The sequence below is a fragment of the Dyadobacter sp. HNCC25DJ185 genome (genome assembly GCF_056895195.1).
In genome coordinates, this window is the sequence record NZ_JBXHAR010000007.1 from 320,923 (window position 1) to 342,611 (window position 21,689).

18 protein-coding genes are annotated in these 21,689 nt (G+C 47.4%); 3 read left to right on the forward strand and 15 right to left on the reverse strand.

The window, feature by feature from the left end; all coding sequences use genetic code 11:
* The 3 genes from AC1XUF_RS21350 to AC1XUF_RS21360 form a co-directional block, all read right to left on the reverse strand.
* Window positions 1–801, reverse strand: coding sequence for a mycofactocin-coupled SDR family oxidoreductase (locus AC1XUF_RS21350; RefSeq protein WP_483343861.1), 801 nt, complete (start codon window positions 799–801; stop codon window positions 1–3).
* A 3-nt stretch (window positions 802–804) separates the two neighbouring features.
* Window positions 805–1,350: a carboxymuconolactone decarboxylase family protein gene (locus AC1XUF_RS21355; RefSeq protein WP_483343862.1), complete on the reverse strand. Its 546-nt coding sequence runs from the start codon at window positions 1,348–1,350 to the stop codon at window positions 805–807.
* Between the two features lie 174 nt (window positions 1,351–1,524).
* A complete protein-coding gene (locus AC1XUF_RS21360) occupies window positions 1,525–1,959 on the reverse strand; it encodes an EthD domain-containing protein (protein ID WP_483343863.1) in 435 nt (144 codons plus the stop codon).
* Window positions 1,960–2,428: 469 nt separating this feature from the next.
* On the opposite strand from AC1XUF_RS21360, the gene AC1XUF_RS21365 reads away from it, so the two are divergent.
* Genes AC1XUF_RS21365 through AC1XUF_RS21375 form a run of 3 tightly spaced genes read left to right on the forward strand, consistent with a single transcriptional unit; the run spans window position 2,429 to window position 4,323 of the window.
* A complete protein-coding gene (locus AC1XUF_RS21365) occupies window positions 2,429–3,259 on the forward strand; it encodes a sterol desaturase family protein (protein ID WP_483343864.1) in 831 nt (276 codons plus the stop codon).
* A gap of 34 nt (window positions 3,260–3,293) precedes the next feature.
* Window positions 3,294–3,920 carry a DUF6134 family protein gene (locus AC1XUF_RS21370; RefSeq protein ID WP_483343865.1) on the forward strand — a complete coding sequence of 209 codons (627 nt, stop codon included), beginning with the start codon at window positions 3,294–3,296 and terminating at the stop codon, window positions 3,918–3,920.
* A 10-nt stretch (window positions 3,921–3,930) separates the two neighbouring features.
* Window positions 3,931–4,323, forward strand: a complete 393-nt coding sequence (locus AC1XUF_RS21375) for a hypothetical protein (RefSeq protein WP_483343866.1) — start codon at window positions 3,931–3,933, stop codon at window positions 4,321–4,323.
* Window positions 4,324–4,614: 291 nt separating this feature from the next.
* Here AC1XUF_RS21375 and AC1XUF_RS21380 read toward each other — a convergent pair whose 3' ends face one another.
* The 12 genes from AC1XUF_RS21380 to AC1XUF_RS21435 form a co-directional block, all read right to left on the reverse strand.
* Entirely contained in the window at window positions 4,615–5,469 is an 855-nt protein-coding gene (locus AC1XUF_RS21380; RefSeq protein ID WP_483343867.1) for a HEPN domain-containing protein, read from the reverse strand.
* A 168-nt stretch (window positions 5,470–5,637) separates the two neighbouring features.
* Complete coding sequence (locus tag AC1XUF_RS21385; protein ID WP_483343868.1) at window positions 5,638–6,744, reverse strand: NADH:flavin oxidoreductase; 1,107 nt, start codon at window positions 6,742–6,744, stop codon at window positions 5,638–5,640.
* Between the two features lie 17 nt (window positions 6,745–6,761).
* Entirely contained in the window at window positions 6,762–7,061 is a 300-nt protein-coding gene (locus AC1XUF_RS21390) for an ArsR/SmtB family transcription factor (RefSeq protein ID WP_483343869.1), read from the reverse strand.
* A gap of 555 nt (window positions 7,062–7,616) precedes the next feature.
* The gene (gene agaR / locus AC1XUF_RS21395) at window positions 7,617–8,375 is read right to left on the reverse strand and encodes a transcriptional repressor AgaR (protein ID WP_483343870.1); all 759 of its coding nucleotides are present in this window, start codon (window positions 8,373–8,375) and stop codon (window positions 7,617–7,619) included.
* A gap of 120 nt (window positions 8,376–8,495) precedes the next feature.
* Entirely contained in the window at window positions 8,496–8,774 is a 279-nt protein-coding gene (locus tag AC1XUF_RS21400; RefSeq protein ID WP_483343871.1) for an ACT domain-containing protein, read from the reverse strand.
* A 4-nt stretch (window positions 8,775–8,778) separates the two neighbouring features.
* Complete coding sequence (locus tag AC1XUF_RS21405) at window positions 8,779–10,812, reverse strand: alpha/beta hydrolase (RefSeq protein WP_483343872.1); 2,034 nt, start codon at window positions 10,810–10,812, stop codon at window positions 8,779–8,781.
* Between the two features lie 9 nt (window positions 10,813–10,821).
* On the reverse strand, window positions 10,822–14,067 hold the full coding sequence (locus tag AC1XUF_RS21410) for a DUF5107 domain-containing protein (protein WP_483343873.1): 3,246 nt from the start codon (window positions 14,065–14,067) through the stop codon (window positions 10,822–10,824).
* A gap of 61 nt (window positions 14,068–14,128) precedes the next feature.
* Window positions 14,129–16,045 carry a hypothetical protein gene (locus AC1XUF_RS21415; protein WP_483343874.1) on the reverse strand — a complete coding sequence of 639 codons (1,917 nt, stop codon included), beginning with the start codon at window positions 16,043–16,045 and terminating at the stop codon, window positions 14,129–14,131.
* Window positions 16,046–16,078: 33 nt separating this feature from the next.
* Complete coding sequence (locus AC1XUF_RS21420) at window positions 16,079–17,284, reverse strand: hypothetical protein (RefSeq protein ID WP_483343875.1); 1,206 nt, start codon at window positions 17,282–17,284, stop codon at window positions 16,079–16,081.
* Window positions 17,281–18,525 (reverse strand): hypothetical protein, encoded by a 1,245-nt coding sequence (locus AC1XUF_RS21425; RefSeq protein WP_483343876.1) that lies wholly within the window; start codon window positions 18,523–18,525, stop codon window positions 17,281–17,283. Before AC1XUF_RS21425 ends, AC1XUF_RS21420 begins: the two co-directional genes overlap by 4 nt.
* A gap of 190 nt (window positions 18,526–18,715) precedes the next feature.
* The gene (locus tag AC1XUF_RS21430) at window positions 18,716–19,603 is read right to left on the reverse strand and encodes an EamA family transporter (protein WP_483343877.1); all 888 of its coding nucleotides are present in this window, start codon (window positions 19,601–19,603) and stop codon (window positions 18,716–18,718) included.
* Between the two features lie 65 nt (window positions 19,604–19,668).
* Window positions 19,669–21,642, reverse strand: coding sequence for a S9 family peptidase (locus AC1XUF_RS21435; protein WP_483343878.1), 1,974 nt, complete (start codon window positions 21,640–21,642; stop codon window positions 19,669–19,671).
* Window positions 21,643–21,689 lie beyond the last annotated feature (47 nt).

Genomic DNA, 21,689 nt, shown 5'->3' on the forward strand with positions numbered 1-21,689 from the left:
CTAACGGGTTAGCAGTCCGGCATCCAGTACGAATTGGGACCCTGTTATAAAACGGGCCTTGTCGGAAACCAGATAAAGAACCGCGTGGGCTACATCTTCAGGTTCTATCCACGGAACGGGCAGTAGGTTCCCGGCGGAGGCTTCGGCGATTTCCTGCGGTGTTTTTCCTTCCAATGCAGCCAGTCCGTCGTTCATAGGGGTATTCACTCCCGTGGGGTGGATGGAATTGACACGGATATTGTGAGGTGCCAGCTCGATCGCCCAGGATTTGGTAAGCCCTACCAGGCCCCACTTGGAAGCCGCATAGTGACTCAACCGGTTCATGCCGCGCAGTCCTGCAATGGATGAATTATTGACAATGTTGCCCGATTTCTGAGCAATCATTACCGGAATGATATGCCGGGCAGCGAGCCAGGCACCCTTAAGATTGATATCGATCATGGCATCCCATTCTTCTTCCGGAAGCTCGTGAGCCAGCCCATAGGCACATATACCCGCGTTATTAAAAAGAATATCAATGCGGCCAAATTGTGAAACGGTTTCGTTTACAGCGGCTCTAAGATCCAGATCAGTCCGTACATCGCCCTGGAAAGTCAGGCATCGGACGCCTTCCTGCTCCACTTCAGATTGCAGCGTCAGGAGATCATCCAGCGAGCCAAGGTCATAAGCGGGATAAGTGAGCGGGCGACCAATATCGAATGCCGCAATGCGGACGCCCTCCTTTGCCAATGCAATGGCGGTTGCCCGTCCCTGGCCATGTGCCGCGCCTGTAATAAATGCCACTTTATCTTTTAGAGACATATTTCAGACAGTGTGTTGTTGTTGCTGAGGCCGGTAGGGTGACAGGTATTCATCGATTTCGGTATGAATCACATTGTTGAAAATATTGGTGGCGATCATGATCCCGGCAAATGCCGTGAATGCCACAATATGTTCGTCGGGGTATTGCGCGCGTATCGGATCGTAAATTTCATCCGGTACAAATCCTTTATTTTTAGCGATTTCCGCCCCAAAAGTCAGCAGATGCTGCTCCGCCTCCGATATTTCCAGATTCTCGGGTTCCTGACCGGACTCGATGATTTCTTTTCGAAAATAAGTGCTGCAAAGGGGACAATCCGAAGCTTCGGAAACAGACCAGGCAAATAGCGTTGCCAGCCGACCGCCCAAGATCCGTTTTACTTCGTGGTACATCGGGTACCACTGCATATAAACCTTAAAGGCAACAGGAGAATGGCCCAACGTGGCTTTCATGTTGGTGATCCTGCTGTTGTAAATCGTTTCATGCTGAACGAACGCGATTTTGACCTCCGAGCTGTAGTCTTTTTTCTCTAGGGGCAATATTCTTGGCATGGGAAGGAATGGGGTTAAAAGGTTAATGGTTAAAAGGTGAAGGTTGAAAGGCCAATGGTGAAAGATGTAGGGTAATACTTAATGATTGATATCAAATATTTAACTTCTAAAAGCTTGGGAAACCCGTAGCCCGTCGGCCCTTAACCCTTTCACATCCGGTTGCTGAGAGGGGACTTATTTTTCCAAATCAACCCCCTGCACCTGGACATCCCAGTGTGCGTCCAGGATTTCGAACCTTCTTTTTTCGTCTTTTTTGAGTTTTTCAGCATCAGGATAAAGTATCTTTTTGTATGGGGTGGTCAGATCGGGATCGAACGCCGCCTGGATATTTTTGAAGACCAATGTTACCCTGTAATCCCAGCGGCTTTCCTCCGTGGAATGCAGGCGCGGCTTTTCCGCTCTGATAGAAATAATGTCGCCTTTTTCAAGCGCCTTCTTTAAAAGCGGATAATGGTTCTTCTTGAACAAATCGATAAATTCATCTGCATAGCCCCATTTTGCTTTATAATATCCTTCGACGGTGAATGTCTGATCACCGGTCTGCTGGGCAAATGCATGGGTCCCAAAACTGGTCAGTATCAGGATGAAAAGGAGGTTTTTGATAGTCATAGCCACGATTCTTTTGGTTGAGATATCTTTGTGAATTTCAAATGTCGATAAAATAATCTATAAACTCTATGGATTTTATTGCAATACTTTTGAGAAATCTTCCTGAAACATTTGGTAATCAAAAATCTATTAGTTTATTTTGTCTATCTATTTTATAGACTAATAGAAAATAGCAACGATCCACCCGCGGCTGAGTATTGAACCAAACGTTATGTACGTATGAATTCGATTCATTTACTTCAACCCATTTTACCTTCCGGACCGGAAACATCTTTGACTTTTACCCGCGTTCAGCAATCTTGTTGTAGTTGTTGACGCACCCCGTTCCTGGATTTCATCATCCATCCTATTTCCGAAGACAGACGGCCCGGCATTCGAAATTTCGGTGGTCACTATTTCTGTTGCCAGGCAACTGTCCCGGGTAGGCTAACTGGTTTCATTCCATCTTATACAACAAAATGCTTTGACAATGCGATTCACTGACAGTTTCATATACTACGAAATCCTCACGCTTTTTGTGGTGATCAGCGTAGCCGAGTTTTTTACTGGACTTTACAAAAGCGAAAAATGGTCTAAAAACGAATGGTATATCAATTTCGCAGGACTGTTTCTGTCCAGCACCATCACCAGGCCTATCAGTTTTCTGCTATCGGCCTATCTGCTGAATTATTTCTTTCCCAGCTATTACAATACATTCGAAAGCGTGCCGCTCTGGGCCGGTATTATCATTACCTGTCTGCTGGAAGATTTTACACAATACTGGTGGCACCGGGCCGCCCATACTTATAGCTGGCTTTGGAAGGCGCACCGGGTGCACCACACCGCCCCGGAAATGAGCGTGTTCCTGACCGGCAGGAACTCCTGGCTGTATCTCCTCCTGTTTCCATCCCGTATAGTGTCTACCGTTTTGATATTTTTAGGCTTTGGGCAAGCGTTTTTAATCGGATATTTCTTCAAGGCGATCATTGGCATATCCGCTCATTCGAGTGTTCGCTGGGACAAACCTTTGTACAAAATTAAGTGGCTGCATCCGGTGATGTGGGTGGTTGAGCGGACGATATCCACTCCCGCTACCCACCACGCGCACCATGCCGCTACGGATGCGGATGGGATAGGGGTGGTCAACGGCAATTATGGAAACATGTTTTTTATCTGGGACATGATTTTCGGCACGGCCAAAATAACGAGACAGTTCTCTGAGCACATTGGCCTGGAAGACTACCACGAAGAACCATGGTATGTACAATTAGGCTATCCGCTGTTCAAGTCAAAGGACGAGCGCAGTGAGCTTTCCCAATGACTCCGTTTTTCTTGTTTCAACCTGATTTTAGAAAATGAAATTGTTGCATTCATTAGCACTGTTCTTTCTGTTAAACATTTCTGTCGAGGCGATGTCCCAGACGGTGCTGTATGATATTGTGATTGCAGGCCGGACGGTTGGATCTGTCAAAGTGATCCAGGATGATTCAAACGCAGAAAATCCAAAGCTCCGCATAGACGCCGAAGCAAGTGTACCGTTTTTTTCGGCCAGCCTGCGAAGCGAAAATCAATTTATCGATGGCTCCCTGAAAACATCCGTGACCGACTACCGCTTAAATGGCAAGAGAAAGGAAAAGGTACTTACTTCGAAAGCAGCACTGAGTCAGTACCAGGTCGATTTCTTTGGTTCCGGGGAAGATTTTGAGAAGCAGAAGGAAGTACGGCATGGGATCACCAAAACCATAGTGAACCTGTATTATGAAGAACCGGTAAATGTCAGCGCGGTTTACTCGGAAAAGTATGGCCAGATGTGTAAGGTGGAAAACCTCGGTGACGGCTTGTATGGTGTGCTGATGCCAAGCGGAAAACGGACCATGTACACCTACGCCGACGGCAAATGTATGGAGGTAGCTGTCGAACTCGCCGGTTTCAAGCTACGGATGGTCAGAAAGGGAATTGTGACAGCAATAACAAAGAATTAACGATTGAGATATGATTCACGAAAAAGTATTTAGGCACACGGTAGGCAGAGAAGCCAAGATCATTGTAAGGGGAGAAAAAGCCAAATACCGCAAAGAAGTAATTCTGGATTTGGAATTTCTGATCAAAGAGACGCATGATCAGGATTTTCATGCACCTATTGGAGTAAACCATCCGCAGTATTGGAAATTGAAGAACTATACGGCTGAAAAAGCGCAGTATTTACAGCTGGAATACAGCGGCGTTTCCAGAAAGGAATTGCTGGAGACTGTCAAAGAATTCAAAGCGCTTTTTGGTCCTGGGTTGACCTACAGTTATAAAATCCCCATCAAAGAACGCATCAAGCATCTGAAAGGCATCAGGGTTCCCGCCATCAGCAGGAGGATGTTGTCCATGCTTGCGTAGGTTACGACATTCTTCTGAACGCAGGCGAGACAACAATTTTACAAGATATCACAAGTAAGGACAAGGCAAATTTGGTACGCAACTTTTGGTAGTTTGGAACAGCTGCAGAGAAACACTTTGCAGTTGTTTAATTTCGAATTAGCCCCAATCAATCTGCTTACCTGCAAATGCCACCCACTTCCCCGGAGCGCCGGAATGACCTGGCCAGCAAGAGTTTCAATCGCATTAAACAGACGCAGACGACCAGCAAAACGCCTTATGCTTACGTCGGTTGGCCCCAGCCCAGCTCATTTAATCTAGTGTAAACTCCGCAATCCGCTCCTTACAAATCCGCTCCGTCAAATCTCTCAGCAGCTTCACACGTTCCGCTAAATATTCCAATTCCTCTTTCTCAATCTTGTAATTGATCTCATAGCGCGCGTCGATATAGGCTTTTTTGAGTAGTTTGAATAGCCGAGATTCTTCCGCTGTTTTTTTAGGGAAAGCGATTGTAAAGTCAGGATGAAGTATTTCAACTTGTTTTCCTAATTCCTCAATGTCGTGTGTCCTCGGTTTGTAATCAGTGAAAACGAGAAGTGTGGCTGCATAATATCTTTCAGTAGCTTGATGAAGTTCAAAAGCAGCATTTTTAAACCACATCTTTTCTATTTGAATAAATGCAGTCGCAAGAAAAAGGTTTGCACTTTCAAACCAATGCTCAAATGAATTAACTGCTTTTTTCTGTCTTTGCTCCGGACTCAATTCTTTCGGCTCCGATAACCTAAATTTCCCGGAATCAAAAAGCATAATTCCTTCTTTAAAAATGTCGACAAAGAAGTAATAATTCCGTTCAATCTTATCATTCACAAACCAAACGGTGTGCTGGATAATATTGGATTTAGTAGTGTCCTGGTTAGCAGCCAATGCCTTATCTAAATCTTGCCACTTCTTTTGTCCTCTTGCTGCTTTTCTGTCTTTCGTAATAACCAGAATGTCATAATCACTCACATACTCCGTATTCTCCTGAAAATCTTCCACCCAATCACCGCGAGCGTGACTGCCAAAAAGAATTACCATTTCTGCCGGTACCTTTTCGACGATGATTTTGGTGATATGTTTTAATTCTTCCTGCTTGTCTTCGGGCAGGTGGGAGAGGGTTGTTTTCAAGTTGTGTGATTTTAGTGGAGCAAGTTAGGAATTTTTTCCGCTGCTGCTGTTTGTACCATGCCAGGTTTTATTTGCCCGAAAACCCATGTGCACATCTCAAAAAAAACGGGACAACCCGACGCAATCATTGCGCCTGGTTGTCCCGTTTTTACTTTTACTTAAATCTTGTTATTCCAAAACCAGCTCGCGAAGTGCGGTGGAATTGAAACCCTTTAGTTCGCCAACTCGTCCGTCGTGGACCTTTTTAACCCAGGAAGGATCGGCGAGTATGGGCCGGCCTACTGCAACGAGGTCAAAATCACCGCGGTCCATGCGCCTTACCAGTTCATCCAGTGAACTTGGTTCGGAGCTTTCACCAGCAAATGCAGCCAGGAATTCACCGGTCAATCCGACAGAACCTACGGTAATGGTCGCTTTTCCACTTACTTTTTTGGCCCAGCCAGCGAAGTTAAGGTCGGAACCTTCAAACTCCGGTTCCCAGAACCGACGCTGAGAACAATGGAAAATATCAACGCCCGCATCAGCCAGCGGATTCAGCCAGGCTTCCATTTCCTGTGGCGTTTTGGCCAGTTTATTATCATATGCCGACGGCTTGAATTGCGACAGTCGGAGGATAATAGCAAAATCTTCGCCCACTTGTCTGCGTACTTCCTTCACCACCTCAACCCCGAAGCGGCTGCGTTCCGGCAATGTTTTTCCGCCAAAAATATCCGCACGATTGTTGGTCTTTTCCCAGAAAAACTGGTCGATCAGATAACCGTGTGCACCGTGTAGTTCCAAAGTATCAAAACCCAGTCTTTGGGCATCTGCTGCTGCCCGGCCAAATGCGGCAATTGTATCTGAAATATCACTGTCAGTCATGGCTTTACCATTTGCAAAGCCTGGTCTGCCGCTGTCCGACGGACCTTCAAATGGCTGCGAAGGTACCCAGCCAGAATGGTGGTTGTCCATCACGCCCATATGCCATATCTGCGGGCCCATTTTTCCACCGGCCGTATGAACCTGGTCAATTACTTCCTGCCAGCCTGCCAGCGCATCTGCTCCATAAAAATGCGGAATGTTGGGGTCATTGGAAGATGAAGGACGGTCGATCACGGTACCTTCTGAAAGGATGAGACCGACTTCACCTTCCGCGCGTTTGGCATAATAAGCGGCTACCGTTTCGGTGGGTACGCCCTGGGGCGAAAAAGAACGCGTCATCGGTGCCATCACGATGCGGTTTTTCATATTCAATGATTTCAGGCTGAACGGCCTGAATAAAATGTCTGTCTGCATGACGGGGTGTTTTTTTATTAAATTTCTTTTTGAATAAGCTGGCTCAGCGCCTCAAACGCAGTTTCATTGCGCTTATAATAAGTCCACTGGCCAACACGGGTTGCCTTCACAAGTCCGGCACGTTGCAGGATCGAGAGGTATTCGGATACGGTGGATTGCGTCAAACCCGCTTTTTGCTGGATCTGCCCGACGCACACACCATGCTCAAAACCATCCGCTTTCTGTGCCGGAAAGTTGAGCGAAGGGTCTTTCAGCCAGTTCAGGATATCCAGTCTGGTCTTGTTAGAAAGTGCCTTGAATATTTCCAAATGTTCCATAGCCTACAACGTATCGGCTTTTCCCGATATGTCTATAAACCAGGGCGGTTTGGCATTAGTTCTTAAACGGTTGGAATTTTTGGTAGAAATGAGGATGTGCCTGCGGAAACCTAATTTTTCCTACTTATCGTTGGCGAGGTAGGAGAGAGTGGTTTTCATGTGTATGTGTGGGTATTTTATTGTGGTAGTATTTTCAGCAAACGAATTTTTTATGATTGAGTTCCGTACCAATTAGCCAGATGTACGGAGCAGGAAGTTAGTTTTTTAGAGTCTCGTTGCTCATAGAAGTGTGTTTCTTAATTCTGGCAGGGCCCTATCCGGTTTTCTTGCGGTGCGCTGCACCTTTTAAAATTGGGATACCATCTAATTTCTACAAATCTTTCGGTGCTCTGCACCTTTGCCAATATTCATTACCTCTGCGGAATGCAAGGTGCAGAGCACCGAAAGACTTGTAGACAAAGAACATATGTAACGATTTCAAGGTGCAGCGCACCGTAAGAACACATCATTCGATTTCCACGAGCTCGATCAAATGAGCCAAAAGAAAACCTACCATCACGCAACTATCACCTCAATATTATGCTGCTTCAGCATCTTCAAATCCGAGTCCTCGATCTTATCATCGGTCACCACCTTGTCAATCTTATCAAAACCGCAAATAAACGCCAGTCCTGATTTTTTGAATTTTGATGAATCCGTGACGACGATCACTTCTTCGGCGATGTCGATCATGATCTGGTTGAGGTATGCTTCTTCCATGTAGTGGGTGAAAAACCCGGTATTGGCCTTAATGCCGTCGATTCCCAAAAAAAGTTTGTTGCAATACAGTTGTTTGAAGTTTCGCTCGGCCATCGGGCCTACCAGCGACATGGAGAATTCCTTAAGGTATCCGCCCGGCATATACACCTGCAGATTTTCGTATTGCGCAAGGTTATTGACGATGTCCAGCGCGTTGCTGATCACGGTCAGGTTTTTGAATTTTTCGAGGTTGTTGGATATTTCAAAAGTCGTGGTGCCGGAATCCAGGATAATGCTGTCGTCCTCATTGATCAGCGACACGGCCTTTTTGCCGATCAGCCGCTTGATATCATGGTTGATCTTCCTTTTTTCGGTGACCGTCAGGGCAATGTTGTTGGTTTTAAAAGCCCCGCCGTGCGCCCTGACGAGCAGGTTGCTATTTTCCAGTTTGTCCAGATCGTTGCGGATCGTCACTTCACTTACTTCCAGCATTTCACTCAAATCATTGACATTTACCTCGCCCAATTCATCAAGTTTTTGCAATATAAGCGACCGACGCTGCGCTGTTTTCTTCATGGTATCAACCTGTTTATGCTGTTTTTTATTGATTCAATGTAAATCGCTGGCTGCTCAAACCAGCTTGTAAAGGTAGCAACATCCGGGGAAATGGTGTTGCAAAAACCAGTACGAACGTTTTCAGGCAGTCGTCGGACTTTCCGCTTCATCCTCATGCGCGAAAGCCCTGTCCACTTCGATGATCTTTTCAATGCGTTCGAGGATGAGCGTCATGATCTCTTTCGGGAAAATGGCCTCCACGACAATCATTTTCAAATCAGCATCTTCTGTCTTAAAAACCTGCATATAAGTAACCTCAAAACGGCTTTTCCCAAACACCTGCAAAAGTCTGCTCAAAACATTATTGGTATCGCTGACATAAACCGATATCCGGCTCGAACCCGCAAAGTGACTTTCCATCCGACTACTTTTTGACTTTCACGGTAAAAGAAATCCGCTTGGTTTCATGGATAAACGAATGCGCCCCATGGCTATCCCGGCGCGTATTGCCGGTTTTAGGATATTCGTAAATGCCATAAAAAGCGATTTCATGCCCATCGGGACAGTCCGATTTGATCTGCACCTGAGAAGTCAGCCGCTGCGCACCAGACCAGTCGGCACGGGCGAAGAAAAGCATGCGCCGACTGTCCATGTCCACATAAGGATCGTCAGTATAAACTTGGAGCCCAAAATCATGCAGCGAATCCAGATCTGATTTTGTGAAAATGCTAAGCCACTCACCGGGATTGGCAATTCCATTCCCATTTCCTTCGCCGACGCGCGTTTGATTTTCTACTTCAAGATTCACATTCCGACCATCCGCAATTTCAAATTTCACCAATGCTTTTTCGGGTGAATAAAAAGGAACTTCCAACAAAAACCGGTCTTTTTTACCATTATAATTCACTACTAATTTCAATTTCGCGCGATCCAAATTTGCATTTCGAGAACGTATTTTGAATGCTGTTTTTTCATGCAATGCGCCTTGTGCAATTTTGTCAATTGTAATAGCAGGGTCTATGACTTCAACTTCTTCATCCTGCGCAATTAACTCCATGCGAACGGAATCGACGGAGGCTCCACCTTTATTGAATAGTATTGGATTTAAAGAAATAATGTCTCCAACAGCCGGCATTTTTCGGTCGAGCTTATATGATGACATGCTGATACGTCCGGGATCGCCATTTTTATAAATTCCAATGTCGCTATCCTGACCAGTTCCCTGATATTGAATCCGCCCTTTTTTGTCGCTGCGCACAGTTGAGCGGGAGATTTTACGGGTGGAAATATCCAGCTGGATTAACTCATAATTAGTGTTTGGCATATATAAGCTATCCGTTTCAATTTTAACAGAAAGATTCGGCACGTTCGGTCCGTCGGGCAACCATTTTTTAGTTTGTAAATTAAATCCTTCCCGGCGCACATCATTTAGAATGGTAAATCCGGGCACATTTCGATTGGTGGTAACATTATAATTCCAGACAGAAAAGTGGGGATACAAATCAATGTGGTGCCACTTCTCCGGTCGCGCGAGCGGCATGCGGAAGTAATGCATGTGAAAATCAAACTGACTTTTAATATTCACCGCATTGTGAAATCCCCTGAAATAGCCAATGCCATAATGCCAGCTTTCATAGTTCAATTCCAGCGTTTTAAATGCATCATCGATTTCCTGATCATGCTGCCGCAAAAAATCCTTGCTACCCAAATGCATGCGAATCGGCAGCCCCACAAAGTTGCGGCCCATTTCCTTAAATGGCGTATAAATCTGCAAAGCTTTCGGCCCCACGGTAAACGAAGCGGACGGACAAAAAAACGAAGCGCTCGACAGCAGATGCGGGTATTTAGAAGCAACCAGCATGGACATAAATCCGCCCATACTCAGCCCCGAAACCGCCCGGCCTTCGGGGTAGGCTTTGGTGCGATAATGCGCATCGATGTATTGCACAAATTCCGGAAAGTAATCGACAAACTGCCGATCTTCCTTCACCGGCGCAATGTCATACGGACGTGGGTATTGCGCCGGCACATAACCATCCCATTTGGCAATAATGACATCATTCTCTGCGACATAGCTCGCAAAATTATCCAGCGAATCAGGCCCGGTGCGCTCGAAATTCCCATTAAATTCATCATAATAACGCGCCTCGCCTGAACGGGAAACCTCGCCCTCGGCCGGACCATTAAACCGCCCGGCATTGCCATGGAAATAGTAAATCACAGGATACCGCCGGTCAGGATGTGCGTAATAATCAGGCGGCAAAATCAGCCGGAAATTGCGATTCTCTTTGAAGACTTCACTATAATGCGTCTTGTCTTCTATGATCGCCTTCCGCTGTGACGGCTGCGCGTAAACGTTTAGTGACGCCGCAAAGAATAGGGTTACAAGCAGCCATATTGAAGCTGGGCCGCATTTATTTTTTTTACAAAAATCAAAAAGTCTGTAAAGCTGATTCATAATGCAATATTAATCCTTCTTTTTTCGCATGTCTGCCAGATCAAGAATGCTGAAAAATAGCGTAGTCAGGGTGTAATTTTTATCCGCAGTTAAATCCTGTCTGAGCTTTTCAGCACGGGTTTGATCGTCCTGCGTTTTGGCCAAAATCCATTGAACTTCCGGCGCATCCGATCCGTCTGTGATCTCCCAGTTGCGCAGTGAATCTTGCTCTGCTTTCCAGTTTTCAAGGAATTTGGATGCTGATTCCTGTTTGCCAGCATCGCGCAGCAACTTTATTCCCAAATAATTGCCAAGCACATTACGATTGCTTTCTTTGCTGGCATTCAGCGTGTAGTCCGCAATTTGCGAAGTGTATTGTTGCGCTTTTTGAGCATGGCCGAGCTGCGTTTCGCAATAGGCGGCCAGATAATCTATCAGACGCGTGTCAGGCTCGTGCGGCTCACCAGTACCAAGATGCTCCGGCCACAGGCGGGCTTTTTCCAGTGATAGTATCGCGTCTTTGTATTTCCTGTTTTCAGAGAATGCGAGTGCCTGGGCAAGGTTGGCCGTGACATACAATGCATGCCCTTCCCGCGCGCCTTCCTGCGGCAGGACGTTGACCTTGTCAAGTACTTTTAAGCTGGCTGCAAACTTACCTGCATTCAGCAGAGATTTAGCGTAATCAATTCCGATTACTGGATTTTCGGGGAATTGTTTGTAGGCGTTTTGCGCATTTGAGAGCGCTTTTTCCTGGTTTTTCCGACCAGTCAAAAACTCAGTCACATAATGCCGGCTGCGCCATTCTTTGGGGTTAAGCTGATTGGCTTTTATAAAATCCAATTGCGCCTGGGCTGGATCATTTTGTAAAAGAAGGCCTCTCGCGATGTAGAAAGGCGCATAATCCGGCTCGTTTTTACAAGCACCAAATTGCGTTCTGGCATTTTCCTGATCACCAATGTGCCAATAAATCAAACCCAAATAGTAGCGGTTTTTCCAGGAGGGACTTTGTTTTTCAGCCCAAATTAAAACAGGAATGGTTTCCAGCCGAAAAGGAAAAACCAGCTCGGGCGACATTTCTATTGCGTTTTGCAAATGCTTTTTGCTTTCTACTGGCGCCGAATCCCGATTCAAATAAGCCAGCCAATAGGAAACAGTAGGGTAGGCGGGAGCCATTGCGAGCACTTGCTTCGCTTCCTGATTTTGTCCCTGATTCACATAATCCATGGCCAGTTCCAAATACGTCTCATGCGGCAACTCGTTACGGATCGCGTCTTGGAAAATGGCCTGTTTTTCTTTGGTGGGATGAAGCAAATACTGCTCAAAATGTGCGTAGTGGCTTAGCGGGTCAATTTCCAGCAGATCTTTCCAAACCTGCGCGGCTTGTTCCTGCTTGTTTAATTTCCGAAGCGCAGTCCCCAGCCACTGATATGCGACCAGATTAGTACGATTGTAATCCAATGCTTTCCGCGCATCGGATTCGGCTTTTTCGAAATCTTGCTTTTGCAATGCAATGCCCGCCAGCTGTGCGTAGGCGCCGGACTTGTATTCCATTGTCCACGTTGCAACTGACAATGCTTCTTCCGCTTTGGTCAGGTCGCCCAGTTTTCGGTAAAGTGCTCCGTATAAATAATTGGCGCCACCATTGTAAGTGTTTTCTGCTAAAACTTTTCTGGCAAAATCCAGTCCCTCTGCATACTGACCTTTGCGATAATGATATTCAGCCAACCGGATCAATGCGCCGCTGTGCGTGGGTTCTTTTTTCAAGCATTCCAAAAAACGCTGGTGTGCGCCTTTAAAGTTGCGCATCGCATTTTCATCTTCGCCTAACTCAAAAAGTCGCTCTGCCGAATGCGGATCCTGTTTATCGGCGGAAAGTACCGGGCGGTCCAGTATCTTTTCCGGTATCGTAGCGTAGACCAGACGGTCCTTACCAATACTTACCCGGAGTTTTTCAACTTGGGATTTTGTCAAAGAAATGGTTTTGAGATAAACCTCCATCGGTTTCAGTTGAAGCAAGGTTTGAAAAGCCGTTTGCCCGCCAACTGTCACTTTGAGCGTATCTTTAATAGGAGAAATTGGATTGAAAACGATTTTCAAGCTATCACCGGCCGCCACCACATTGAGCGTCCCATAAGGTGAAGCATCCACCATCCCGCCAGCGGCTTTGACGGGAAACCAGTATTCCGTTTTTTTCTCAGAATAAAAAGGCCCAAGATTTTTTTGGTTAAATGGACTATGAAACCCGCTTCGCTCAGCGGCCTGGTTAAAGGTCACACCCGACTGTGCCTCAATGTATTGTCCATCTTTATCCGTCAGCAAATCTTCCCAAATCGCACCTTCCCGCGCGCGCGACCAGATCCACAATTTCTTGCCAGGTGCATCCGAATAAGGCGCCCAGTGCCCGAAACCAAAGTTTTTATTATGCCAATACCCGCCAAACCAGTTGGTGTGCGTGCCCATGACATGGTAAGACTTATCCCCGCCGGAATTGACATTTTTGTAATACGACAAATCGACGCCATTCTGATCAATCGGCCAGGGACTAGCCAGTCCGTCATGCCCGACATGATGCGTTCCCGGGAAGAAAAACTGCATATCATCCGATGCCCGGAATGCCGCATTTTCCCAAGAAAGATAGGAATCGTGCAGCGGCAGGGGGTTATACCATAGACTTTGTGTTTCGAAATACGCTTTATCTTTCGGAAGTACAATCTTAACCCGCCACTGCGTCCGCGAGCCCAGATCAATGCCGCCGACAACACAGGTTACACTTCCGTCAGGATTATTTAGTAACACATAATCCACCGCAGCGGCTGCCCAGGGAGCGTGACCGAGATCCAGACCAAAGTTATGCTCAATGCCGCCGCTGGTCCAGGGTCCGCGGATGCCGATGGCGCGAAATTTCATGACGTGATTGGTATAAACAAACTCCTCGCCGGTCGATTTCTCAATGGCACCCAATACTTTCCCGCCTACTTCCGGCAGCACCTGAACTTTGATATACGGGTTTTCCAGCTCCACCACTTTCCAGTTTTTGGTCGAGCTTTTGTTAGTGTAGCCGTCGAAAACATAGTACGGATAAAATGGGGAGACCTTTTTGCTGATGCCCATTACCGGCAGCGGGTTTGGATCAGAGAAAGGGTAAGTTTTGAATGCCTGTAATTTTTCCGAAATACTTGCCTTTTGCGCTTGTGCTACTGGTGAAAACACCAGCAGCGGCGTTAATACCAGCATCGCCAGAACAAAACGAATTGTTCTGGCATTTGATGGGAACATTGAGAAAAGGGAAAAGGCAATCACTTAGAAATGATGAAAGGTTTAGGAATAGACTCGGATATTATTTTTTGCCTTTGGAAATGAGCTCACCCAGTTCCATGCGGACTTTATGCCACTGTTCCTGATCATAACTCCACACATCCAGGTTACCAATGGATTTATCCCCAAAAGGCTCTTTAATCAATTGATCAACAAGCGCATCCGCACGTTTGGAGTTGCCATCCAGCTTTGCCAGCAGGCGCAGATATTCATATTCCTGCACACCGTCGCGCATGGTTTTCAAACGGATCGACGGGCAAGGTTCGGAAACATTAGGCACCATGCCGGGCTTGTAAATGACCGAGCCGTTTCCGTTGAATGTGCGGTAGGTAAATTCTGCATCGGCCTCGGAGGCTTCCTTGTAAAAGTCTTTCCAGGATTCGGGATCGTACCAGCCTCTTTCCCAGCCAGCACCCACGCCCCAGCTGATCCAGGAGTAGGTTTTGTATTTCCAGCAGGCCCAGCTGATTGCGCGGTCGTTGATCAATGGTAAGTCGATGAATGTCGAGCTGCCGACCCAGCTATTGAGCTTCGCTTCGTAGAGCATTGGACCGTAAAGCCAGTCTTTGATGCCCATTTGCTGGTAATACTTGACCGTATCAATGTTGTAGCCAATCGTATGTGACGCCCAATCGGTAATGGATTTGCCAATCACGTCCATGGCTTCTTTGGTATAACCGCCATCTACACGAAACCTAGCCTCGGGATACTCCTTTTTGAAAAGATTTCCATAAAACACCATCCGCGACCAGGCTTCGGGGAAGTAAGATTCGTCCAAACCATTCAAATAAACCGTCAGCAATGTTTTCTTAGGATTCACCATCGGCAGCAAATGCTGGCGCACCTGACGAATGCTGCTGAGGTAAATCGCCTGATTGGCTGCATTGCGTTCCACTTCGGGTTTGCCAATGTCCGGCCAGCCAGCAGTTCCGTGTTTTCCATACACGTCAAATGGGAGCGCAAATGTTTCAAGCGGCTCGCCGTAGCCGGGGCCGTCGGTGTAACCTTGGGCTTTCGTAAAGGCTGCTCCGGTCAGGTATTTTTTTAGTCGCTGATCAAATTTGCCCCACTGGATTTCCACTTTACCGTTTTTAACCTGCATTTCAGGATCATAAGTCGGGTCCATCAGGGAAATGCGGTTTCTTTTAAAAAGCTGATAAACTGCCAGTTCCTGCTTTTCATCCATCCGGCTCAGGAAACCTTCGTGTTGCAGGCTGGCTTTGAAAAGGTTTTCATTGGGGAGTTCAAAATCCCACACAGTCAGGCTGATCGGGATTTGTTTGGTAACGGTGCCAATTTTGGCTGTAATCACGCTTTGGTAGGTTCCTGGCTTTGCTTTCTGCGCATCCAGGGGAATAAATTGATCCACCCAAATAACCTGCGAACGCTGGTCACTGATGCGGTTATTGAAATCAGGCAATGTGAAAGGGTACACCCACCGCCCGTGGACTTTTGCCGAGTCGGTTTGAAGAAATTTGAATGGAATCAGCGCATCGGGATACCAGCCTTTTCCGAGCGTCGATCTGGGATATCCCGTGCTCGGTGTTTCCACTTTCACCGACCATTCCAGAAAAAGCTCAGGTTTGACAGCCAGTTCCGTCCTTCCATTTTTGAAGGGTGCCATTTCAAGTTGAATGCCGGTCAATTCAGTATCCGATTCATTGGTCAAAACCAGTTGAAAAGAGACATATTCCCCACGCGCTCCGTGCAAGGCAACTTGCTTTCCATCATAGATCCAGTTTTTATCTAGCAGATTTCCGGTTTGTTTGGAAGGAACACCTTTAAACCGATGTTCTATAATGTCATTACTGACAGGATCGAGCCGTACTGAGGAAGGTAGTGCGCGAAGCTGCCAGGGATCGGAGGCGTGCGTTTTGTTTCCGATGCTGAATGCGGTAAAGGCAATCAGACAGAGGATAAGTTTTGCAAATCGTATCATAGTGAAGGTAGGTTCAGGAATGTTGTTTCGTGCTTATTGTCCGACAGGGAAAATCATCAGCTGACTCAATGCCTCATCTTCGCCCATGACCATGTATTTTCCATCCGCCGAAGCTGCCAAAGTGCTCAGTTGAAAGCCCCGCCACATAATTCCCTGCTCAATGCCCGGCGCGATCATCGTAAATTCAGGATTGCCCAAGTCCACAAAACCAGCGCCTTTTTCATCATAGTAAAACAAATGCGAGTAACCCGGCGCGCCGCCTGCCAGTCCATACAATTTGCCATTGCGACCAAATGCCAGAGCCTGCAACCGGCCCATCATCATCGGTTTGCCCAGGTTTTTGATTTTCCTGGTGGTCGGGTCCAGGACGAAAAGTTGTCCGTCACCCGCATTGCCCCCGTACAATTTTCCATCCGGCGCTTTGGCCCAGGATTCCACTTGTCCCAGCACTTCCCGGCCCCACACTGCTGGCAGAGGAGATTCTAAGAATTGAAAAGTCTTTTTTGTTGGATTAAAAACAAACACCCTATTGCCCGCAGTACTGCCATAAACCAATCCCGCATTATCCTGAATCAAAGCTTTGCACAAATAAACTTCCGGCCCGACCGCATATTCGTGCAGGTTGTTCAGTTCCTTTTCTTTTGGAGTAACATCATCGAAAACTTGCGTCTTTTTAGTAGCGATGTTATAAATAAAGAATTTGCCAGTCGGATAACTAATACCGTAAAGCTCACTGCCTTGTTTGTTGCTAAGCAATGTGAAAATGCTTTCTGCCGGAACTGGTATGCCCAAATCTTTCACCTCTATGGCTCCTTCCTTGCCAACATTAATCTGTATCAAATGCCCAGGCTGCTGATTGTTATTCACCTGCGCTATCGTGCCTGCGTAAAGCTGGTTGCCGACACCTTTGCAAAAACCTGTCGCAATACTTTTCTGGCCCGGCACGCTTTCCTGCAAATCCTTCGTGGTCAGCAGTCTTTTTCCGGAAATCGAAGCGACGAAAAGATAGGGTGACAAACCTTCTTTGGCCGTAGTTCCACCCAAAATCCAATCACCCTGCACGGTCAGCGACGTAATCGCATTACGGTACATCGGCAGGCGCGTCTCTGCGCTGTTCGGCAGCGAAACTTCTATGGCAAATGCTTCTTTCGGCGTGAAAAAAGTGTACTGCGCAAACAGCGGCGGAGCGCAAGCGAGCAGCGTAAATGCGAAAAGTGTTTTTATAGCCGGATTTCTCATTTGGAGATTTCTTTTTCAGGGTTGAACTGGATCATAAAAGGGCGGGTATTGTCGCCCACGCCGGAGGGGTTGCGCCTGCCTGCGAAGTACAGGTTTCCGTCTTTGTCCCTGGTATCCGAGCCCGTCGCCTCGGTGACGGCAGTGATAGGAAATTCCTGCAAAATGGTCTTTTTACCGGTCGCAGGGTCGCATTCCACCAGCACAGTTTTGTCTTTCACCACATAATTATCGTGACCGCCGATGATGTAGTACAGCTTGCCGTTTTTGCCAATGTTCAGGTTGGGTACGTAAGGTCCCCAGGCGTCCGCTGTGCCCGTGTCTATCACGCCGCCCAGGTCTTTTACTTTGCCAATCCCACTTTTTTCAGGATAAAAAGCGACCAGCTTTGCGCCGTAGGTGATCAGGTAAATAATGCCTTTGGCTTCGTCTTTGGCGTAAGCGGTGACGCCGGTGATAATTTTGGAGCCGGGTGTGCCGGGAAATGCGGGCAGACTTTCGCGGGCGAAAACCAGGCTGTCGCTATCTTTTTCGTATTTCACCAGCCGCTGACGCCAGTCTACATAATAGCAGTTTCCCCACCAGTCGGTGAACAACACGCGCGGGACGTGCGAGCTGGCCAGGCGACCGAGGTCGCGCATTTGATTTTTGTCTGGATTGTAAACGAGAAAATGGGCTTGCGGATAGGTGATTGCGTAGAGCGTTCCGGTTTTTGGATCTATGTCCACGTCCTTGATGCTTTCATACTGCATGCCGATTCCCAGGTTTTTTAAACCATTTTTAGGGTCCCACTTCATGATGAAACCACCGGCATAACCCTGCGGGTGTTCCATCAGATATTCCTCCCGCGATTCGCCGCCGTCAGTCGAGAAATAGATCGAACCGTCCGGTGCGGCCACGATCTTGGAATGTATTTTCCCTTGCCACTGATATGGCCGCAAATGCGCCATATCCCGGATGAAACCGTTGAGTTTCATTACATTTGCTGTCGGGTCGAAAGTATATAAGCCAATGTTGTTGGCATGGTTGGTAACCCCGATATGAACCGTATTGGAAGCCGCATTGTACCCGATCGACCCCCAGGTGGAATGTGCCTCGGGGAAATCGGGATATTCGATAAACGTAACTTGTTTTTCGATACGGGCAGATTTCTGGGCTTTCGCGGGTTCATGGCCTGCCACGAGCAGGAGGCCGGCAAGCCAGCATGCTGCAATGCACAGTGGATTAGTAAAGCGGAAATTCATAAATGCTGTTTTGGGTAAGCGATGTTGATTTTTTTCAACAGGATGCGTGGAAAAGGTGGCTTTGGCTTGCGCAATGCTAATTTAGATAAATTTACGAAAAAGAGTATTATATGAAATAAAATTATTTTCATTTCATTGTTTTTAACTTTCAAGAAGACCGTTTAGTGAGGATTGGCCCGATGCTCCATGCCTACGCATTGCTGGCTTCTTCAAATCCCATGAGCAGGGCGGCAATGATGGTCAGCACAATTCCCGCAATAATGACGGGATGCGGAATGGTCTGGTACAAAGCCAGGGACAATGTAACGGTAAGTACCGGTGAGAGGGCGGTGGTGATGGGCGCGATGATAATGGCTTTTCCGTAGCGGAATGCATATACCAGACAAAGCGCGCCAAATGCATTGAGTGACTGCAAGATGGCCGACAGATAAGGCCCTTTAAATCCCCATTCGATCGGCTGACCAAAGTCGGTCATATACAATGCCAGCGGGATCAGCGCGATGGACGAAATCATCATATAGAAATACAGACTTTCGGCAGACATGATTTCGTTGGCAAACCGCATAATACATCCCTGGGCACCCCAGGCAAGTAGTGGGATGGCCGCGAGAAGCAGCCAGGTATATCCACTCGTCTGAACCGCGCCTACTGGCTGGTAGGAAAGCATGAAAATGGAAATCAGCGCCAGGGCAATACCGATCCAGCCTTTTTTGCCCGTTTTTTCATGCAGTAAAACAACTGCCAGCAGGATTGTAACCACCGGGGTAAGTGACAGGATCGGGAAAACCAGGTAGGCTGGCGCGATGCGCAGTGTAAAGAAAAGCACCAGTTGGCCGCCCGCTCCCAAAATCCCCACCGCGCTGCCCCAGAGCACCGCCTTTTTATTAAAATCCAGTTTCCAGTTTTTCAACTTCAAAGCGGCAAGCGCAGCCGGGATCATGGTTAGTGCCCAGACTACATATCCGAGGGTGGGAGGGAAGCCGTTCTTTTCGGGGATTTCAATGACAGCGCCCCATACGCCGATGAACAGGACATGTATAATTACGTAAATCGGCCAGTGGTTTTTGGTGCTGCTCATGAAATCCTGAATTTCTTCTTTTATAGAATTGGTGGTTGAGTAAATCTGGTTTAAATGCTTGAAATCTAAGTAGCTGCGGATTTTACATAGGTGTTAAACCATTGGATCATGCGCTCATTCAAGTCGGCTTTGTTGCGCGGTCTCAGTTCGGGTCGCCAGCCGTGGCCTTCGCCTTTGTACTGGACCAGCTTTGTATTTACACCGCGTTTTCTGAGGGCGACATACATTTCTTCGGCCTGCGAAAATGGCACTTCATTGTCGGTTTCGCCGTGCAGGATGAGCGTCGGTGTGGTCGCCTGGGCTATATTCCTCAGCGGTGAACATTGCCACAGCAGGTCGAAATTTTCGTAAGCCCGGCCTCCGAATTCTGATTCCATTAAAGAATGATACAGGGAAGTGCCCGCGAAACTGACCAGGTTGCTCAGCCCGCCATCGGTCACGGCTGCTTTGAAACGAGCTGTTTGTGTGATGATCCAATTGGTCATGTAGCCACCATAGCTTTGGCCGGTTACGCCCAGGCGGTCCGCATCAAGCCATGGATTTTTATTTAAAACAAAATCAACCCCCGCCATTAAATCCTGATAATCACCACCGCCCCAGTTCATAAGGGCACCGTTTGAAAATGCTTGCCCATAGCCGTGGCTGCCTCTAGGATTCATGTAAACAACCGCATAGCCAGCCTGCGACAGCAAATGCATGCGCTCGTCAAAATCATGGCCGAACATATTGTGCGGACCGCCGTGAATTAAAAGAATCAGTGGATAATGCTGTGTTGGTTCGAAATCGACGGGCGGCATCAGCCAACCTTGTACCGGCAAACCGTCAAAGCTCTCAAACCAAAATGTTTCAGGCTGTTGCAGTGCCTTAAATTCTAGCCAATCGGTATTTTCATGGGTGATTTGCTCTATGTCGGCACCCTGGTCTTTCGTTTTGAAAATCTCGGCGGGTTGGTTCGTATTGGACCTGGTAAAAACAAAATCCGCTCCTTTGGCATCAAGACAAAATTCAAAAATGCTGCCCGAGCCGCCCTGAACCATTTCAATTTCTTCATTATCAATGTTTACGCGATAAATGGAAGTGTCCCCCCGATCGCCTGCGGTGAAATAAATGTACTTTCCCGACGGATGCCAGCGGACATGCTCGATCCTCCGGTCGAATAATTTGGTGAGATACCGGAAGTTCCCACCATCAGAGGGAACGAGGGCAATATGCGTATCTTCAGCCGTGCTGTCATTCGTCCCAAAAGTGCCTGAAATTGCCAGGAAAGCAATGTAATTTCCATCCGGCGACCATGTTGGCTGGTAAGTTATACCCGTGTGTTCAGTAAGGTGGGTTATCATGCTTGTATGGATGTCGACTTTCCAGACATCGCTTTGCTGCATATCGCCACCCCGCCCGGCCCGGTTGCTGATGAATGCAATGTGGCGGCTGTCCGGCGCCCAGGTGATGGAATGTTCATTGAAATTGCCCGGAGTGAGCAGTGTGGTTGATCCTCCCGCAGCAGGCGCCAGGTATATGTGCGTATAAGCATGATCGGCATATACCGGCCTGCCGCGCCCGCCTTTGGTTTTGAAAAGCAGGTCGTCGATAACCCGGATTTCCTCATTTTCTGGCTCTGCTTCCGAAATGTCGGCGCTTAGGTAGGCGATGTATTGCCCGTCCGGTGACCAGGTGCAATTTTTTTCTGCCAAATGATTGAAAAAATAGGAAGAATCATCGCGCGCGGCCAGAAACCGGCCCGTGCCGGTTTGTAACGTGTAAATATGCAGGTCTCCATTTTCGGTCTCGTACAGGAGCTCGGCGCCGTCAGGCGACCAGGCGTGTGCGGTGCCCCGTCCTAATAAGATTTTGATAGGGTTGTCCGCCGGCAAAAGGACAATCAGATCGTGACGATCATTTTCAGCCATATCCGCTACCGATACGTGATATACGAGATTGTCGCTGGCAGGAGAGATCAGAGGTGCGCCTACTTTTCTGATTTTGCTTAAATCCTCTATCATAAGTCCCCGGCTCGGGGCCTTCATTTCCGTTGGAATCATAAAAGTGGGTCTGGGAGCTACTTACACGTCAAAAATACATGAATATT

What these genes read in the sequence shown, in the direction of transcription:
- AC1XUF_RS21350 (WP_483343861.1), bottom strand. Translation starts at nt 801, where the DNA reads ATGTCTCTAAAAGATAAAGTGGCATTTATTACAGGCGCGGCACATGGC.
- AC1XUF_RS21355 (WP_483343862.1), bottom strand. Translation starts at nt 1,350, where the DNA reads ATGCCAAGAATATTGCCCCTAGAGAAAAAAGACTACAGCTCGGAGGTC.
- AC1XUF_RS21360 (WP_483343863.1), bottom strand. Translation starts at nt 1,959, where the DNA reads ATGACTATCAAAAACCTCCTTTTCATCCTGATACTGACCAGTTTTGGG.
- AC1XUF_RS21365 (WP_483343864.1), top strand. Translation starts at nt 2,429, where the DNA reads ATGCGATTCACTGACAGTTTCATATACTACGAAATCCTCACGCTTTTT.
- AC1XUF_RS21370 (WP_483343865.1), top strand. Translation starts at nt 3,294, where the DNA reads ATGAAATTGTTGCATTCATTAGCACTGTTCTTTCTGTTAAACATTTCT.
- AC1XUF_RS21375 (WP_483343866.1), top strand. Translation starts at nt 3,931, where the DNA reads ATGATTCACGAAAAAGTATTTAGGCACACGGTAGGCAGAGAAGCCAAG.
- AC1XUF_RS21385 (WP_483343868.1), bottom strand. Translation starts at nt 6,744, where the DNA reads ATGCAGACAGACATTTTATTCAGGCCGTTCAGCCTGAAATCATTGAAT.
- AC1XUF_RS21390 (WP_483343869.1), bottom strand. Translation starts at nt 7,061, where the DNA reads ATGGAACATTTGGAAATATTCAAGGCACTTTCTAACAAGACCAGACTG.
- agaR (WP_483343870.1), bottom strand. Translation starts at nt 8,375, where the DNA reads ATGAAGAAAACAGCGCAGCGTCGGTCGCTTATATTGCAAAAACTTGAT.
- AC1XUF_RS21400 (WP_483343871.1), bottom strand. Translation starts at nt 8,774, where the DNA reads ATGGAAAGTCACTTTGCGGGTTCGAGCCGGATATCGGTTTATGTCAGC.
- AC1XUF_RS21405 (WP_483343872.1), bottom strand. Translation starts at nt 10,812, where the DNA reads ATGAATCAGCTTTACAGACTTTTTGATTTTTGTAAAAAAAATAAATGC.
- AC1XUF_RS21410 (WP_483343873.1), bottom strand. Translation starts at nt 14,067, where the DNA reads ATGTTCCCATCAAATGCCAGAACAATTCGTTTTGTTCTGGCGATGCTG.
- AC1XUF_RS21415 (WP_483343874.1), bottom strand. Translation starts at nt 16,045, where the DNA reads ATGATACGATTTGCAAAACTTATCCTCTGTCTGATTGCCTTTACCGCA.
- AC1XUF_RS21420 (WP_483343875.1), bottom strand. Translation starts at nt 17,284, where the DNA reads ATGAGAAATCCGGCTATAAAAACACTTTTCGCATTTACGCTGCTCGCT.
- AC1XUF_RS21425 (WP_483343876.1), bottom strand. Translation starts at nt 18,525, where the DNA reads ATGAATTTCCGCTTTACTAATCCACTGTGCATTGCAGCATGCTGGCTT.
- AC1XUF_RS21430 (WP_483343877.1), bottom strand. Translation starts at nt 19,603, where the DNA reads ATGAGCAGCACCAAAAACCACTGGCCGATTTACGTAATTATACATGTC.
- AC1XUF_RS21435 (WP_483343878.1), bottom strand. Translation starts at nt 21,642, where the DNA reads ATGATTCCAACGGAAATGAAGGCCCCGAGCCGGGGACTTATGATAGAG.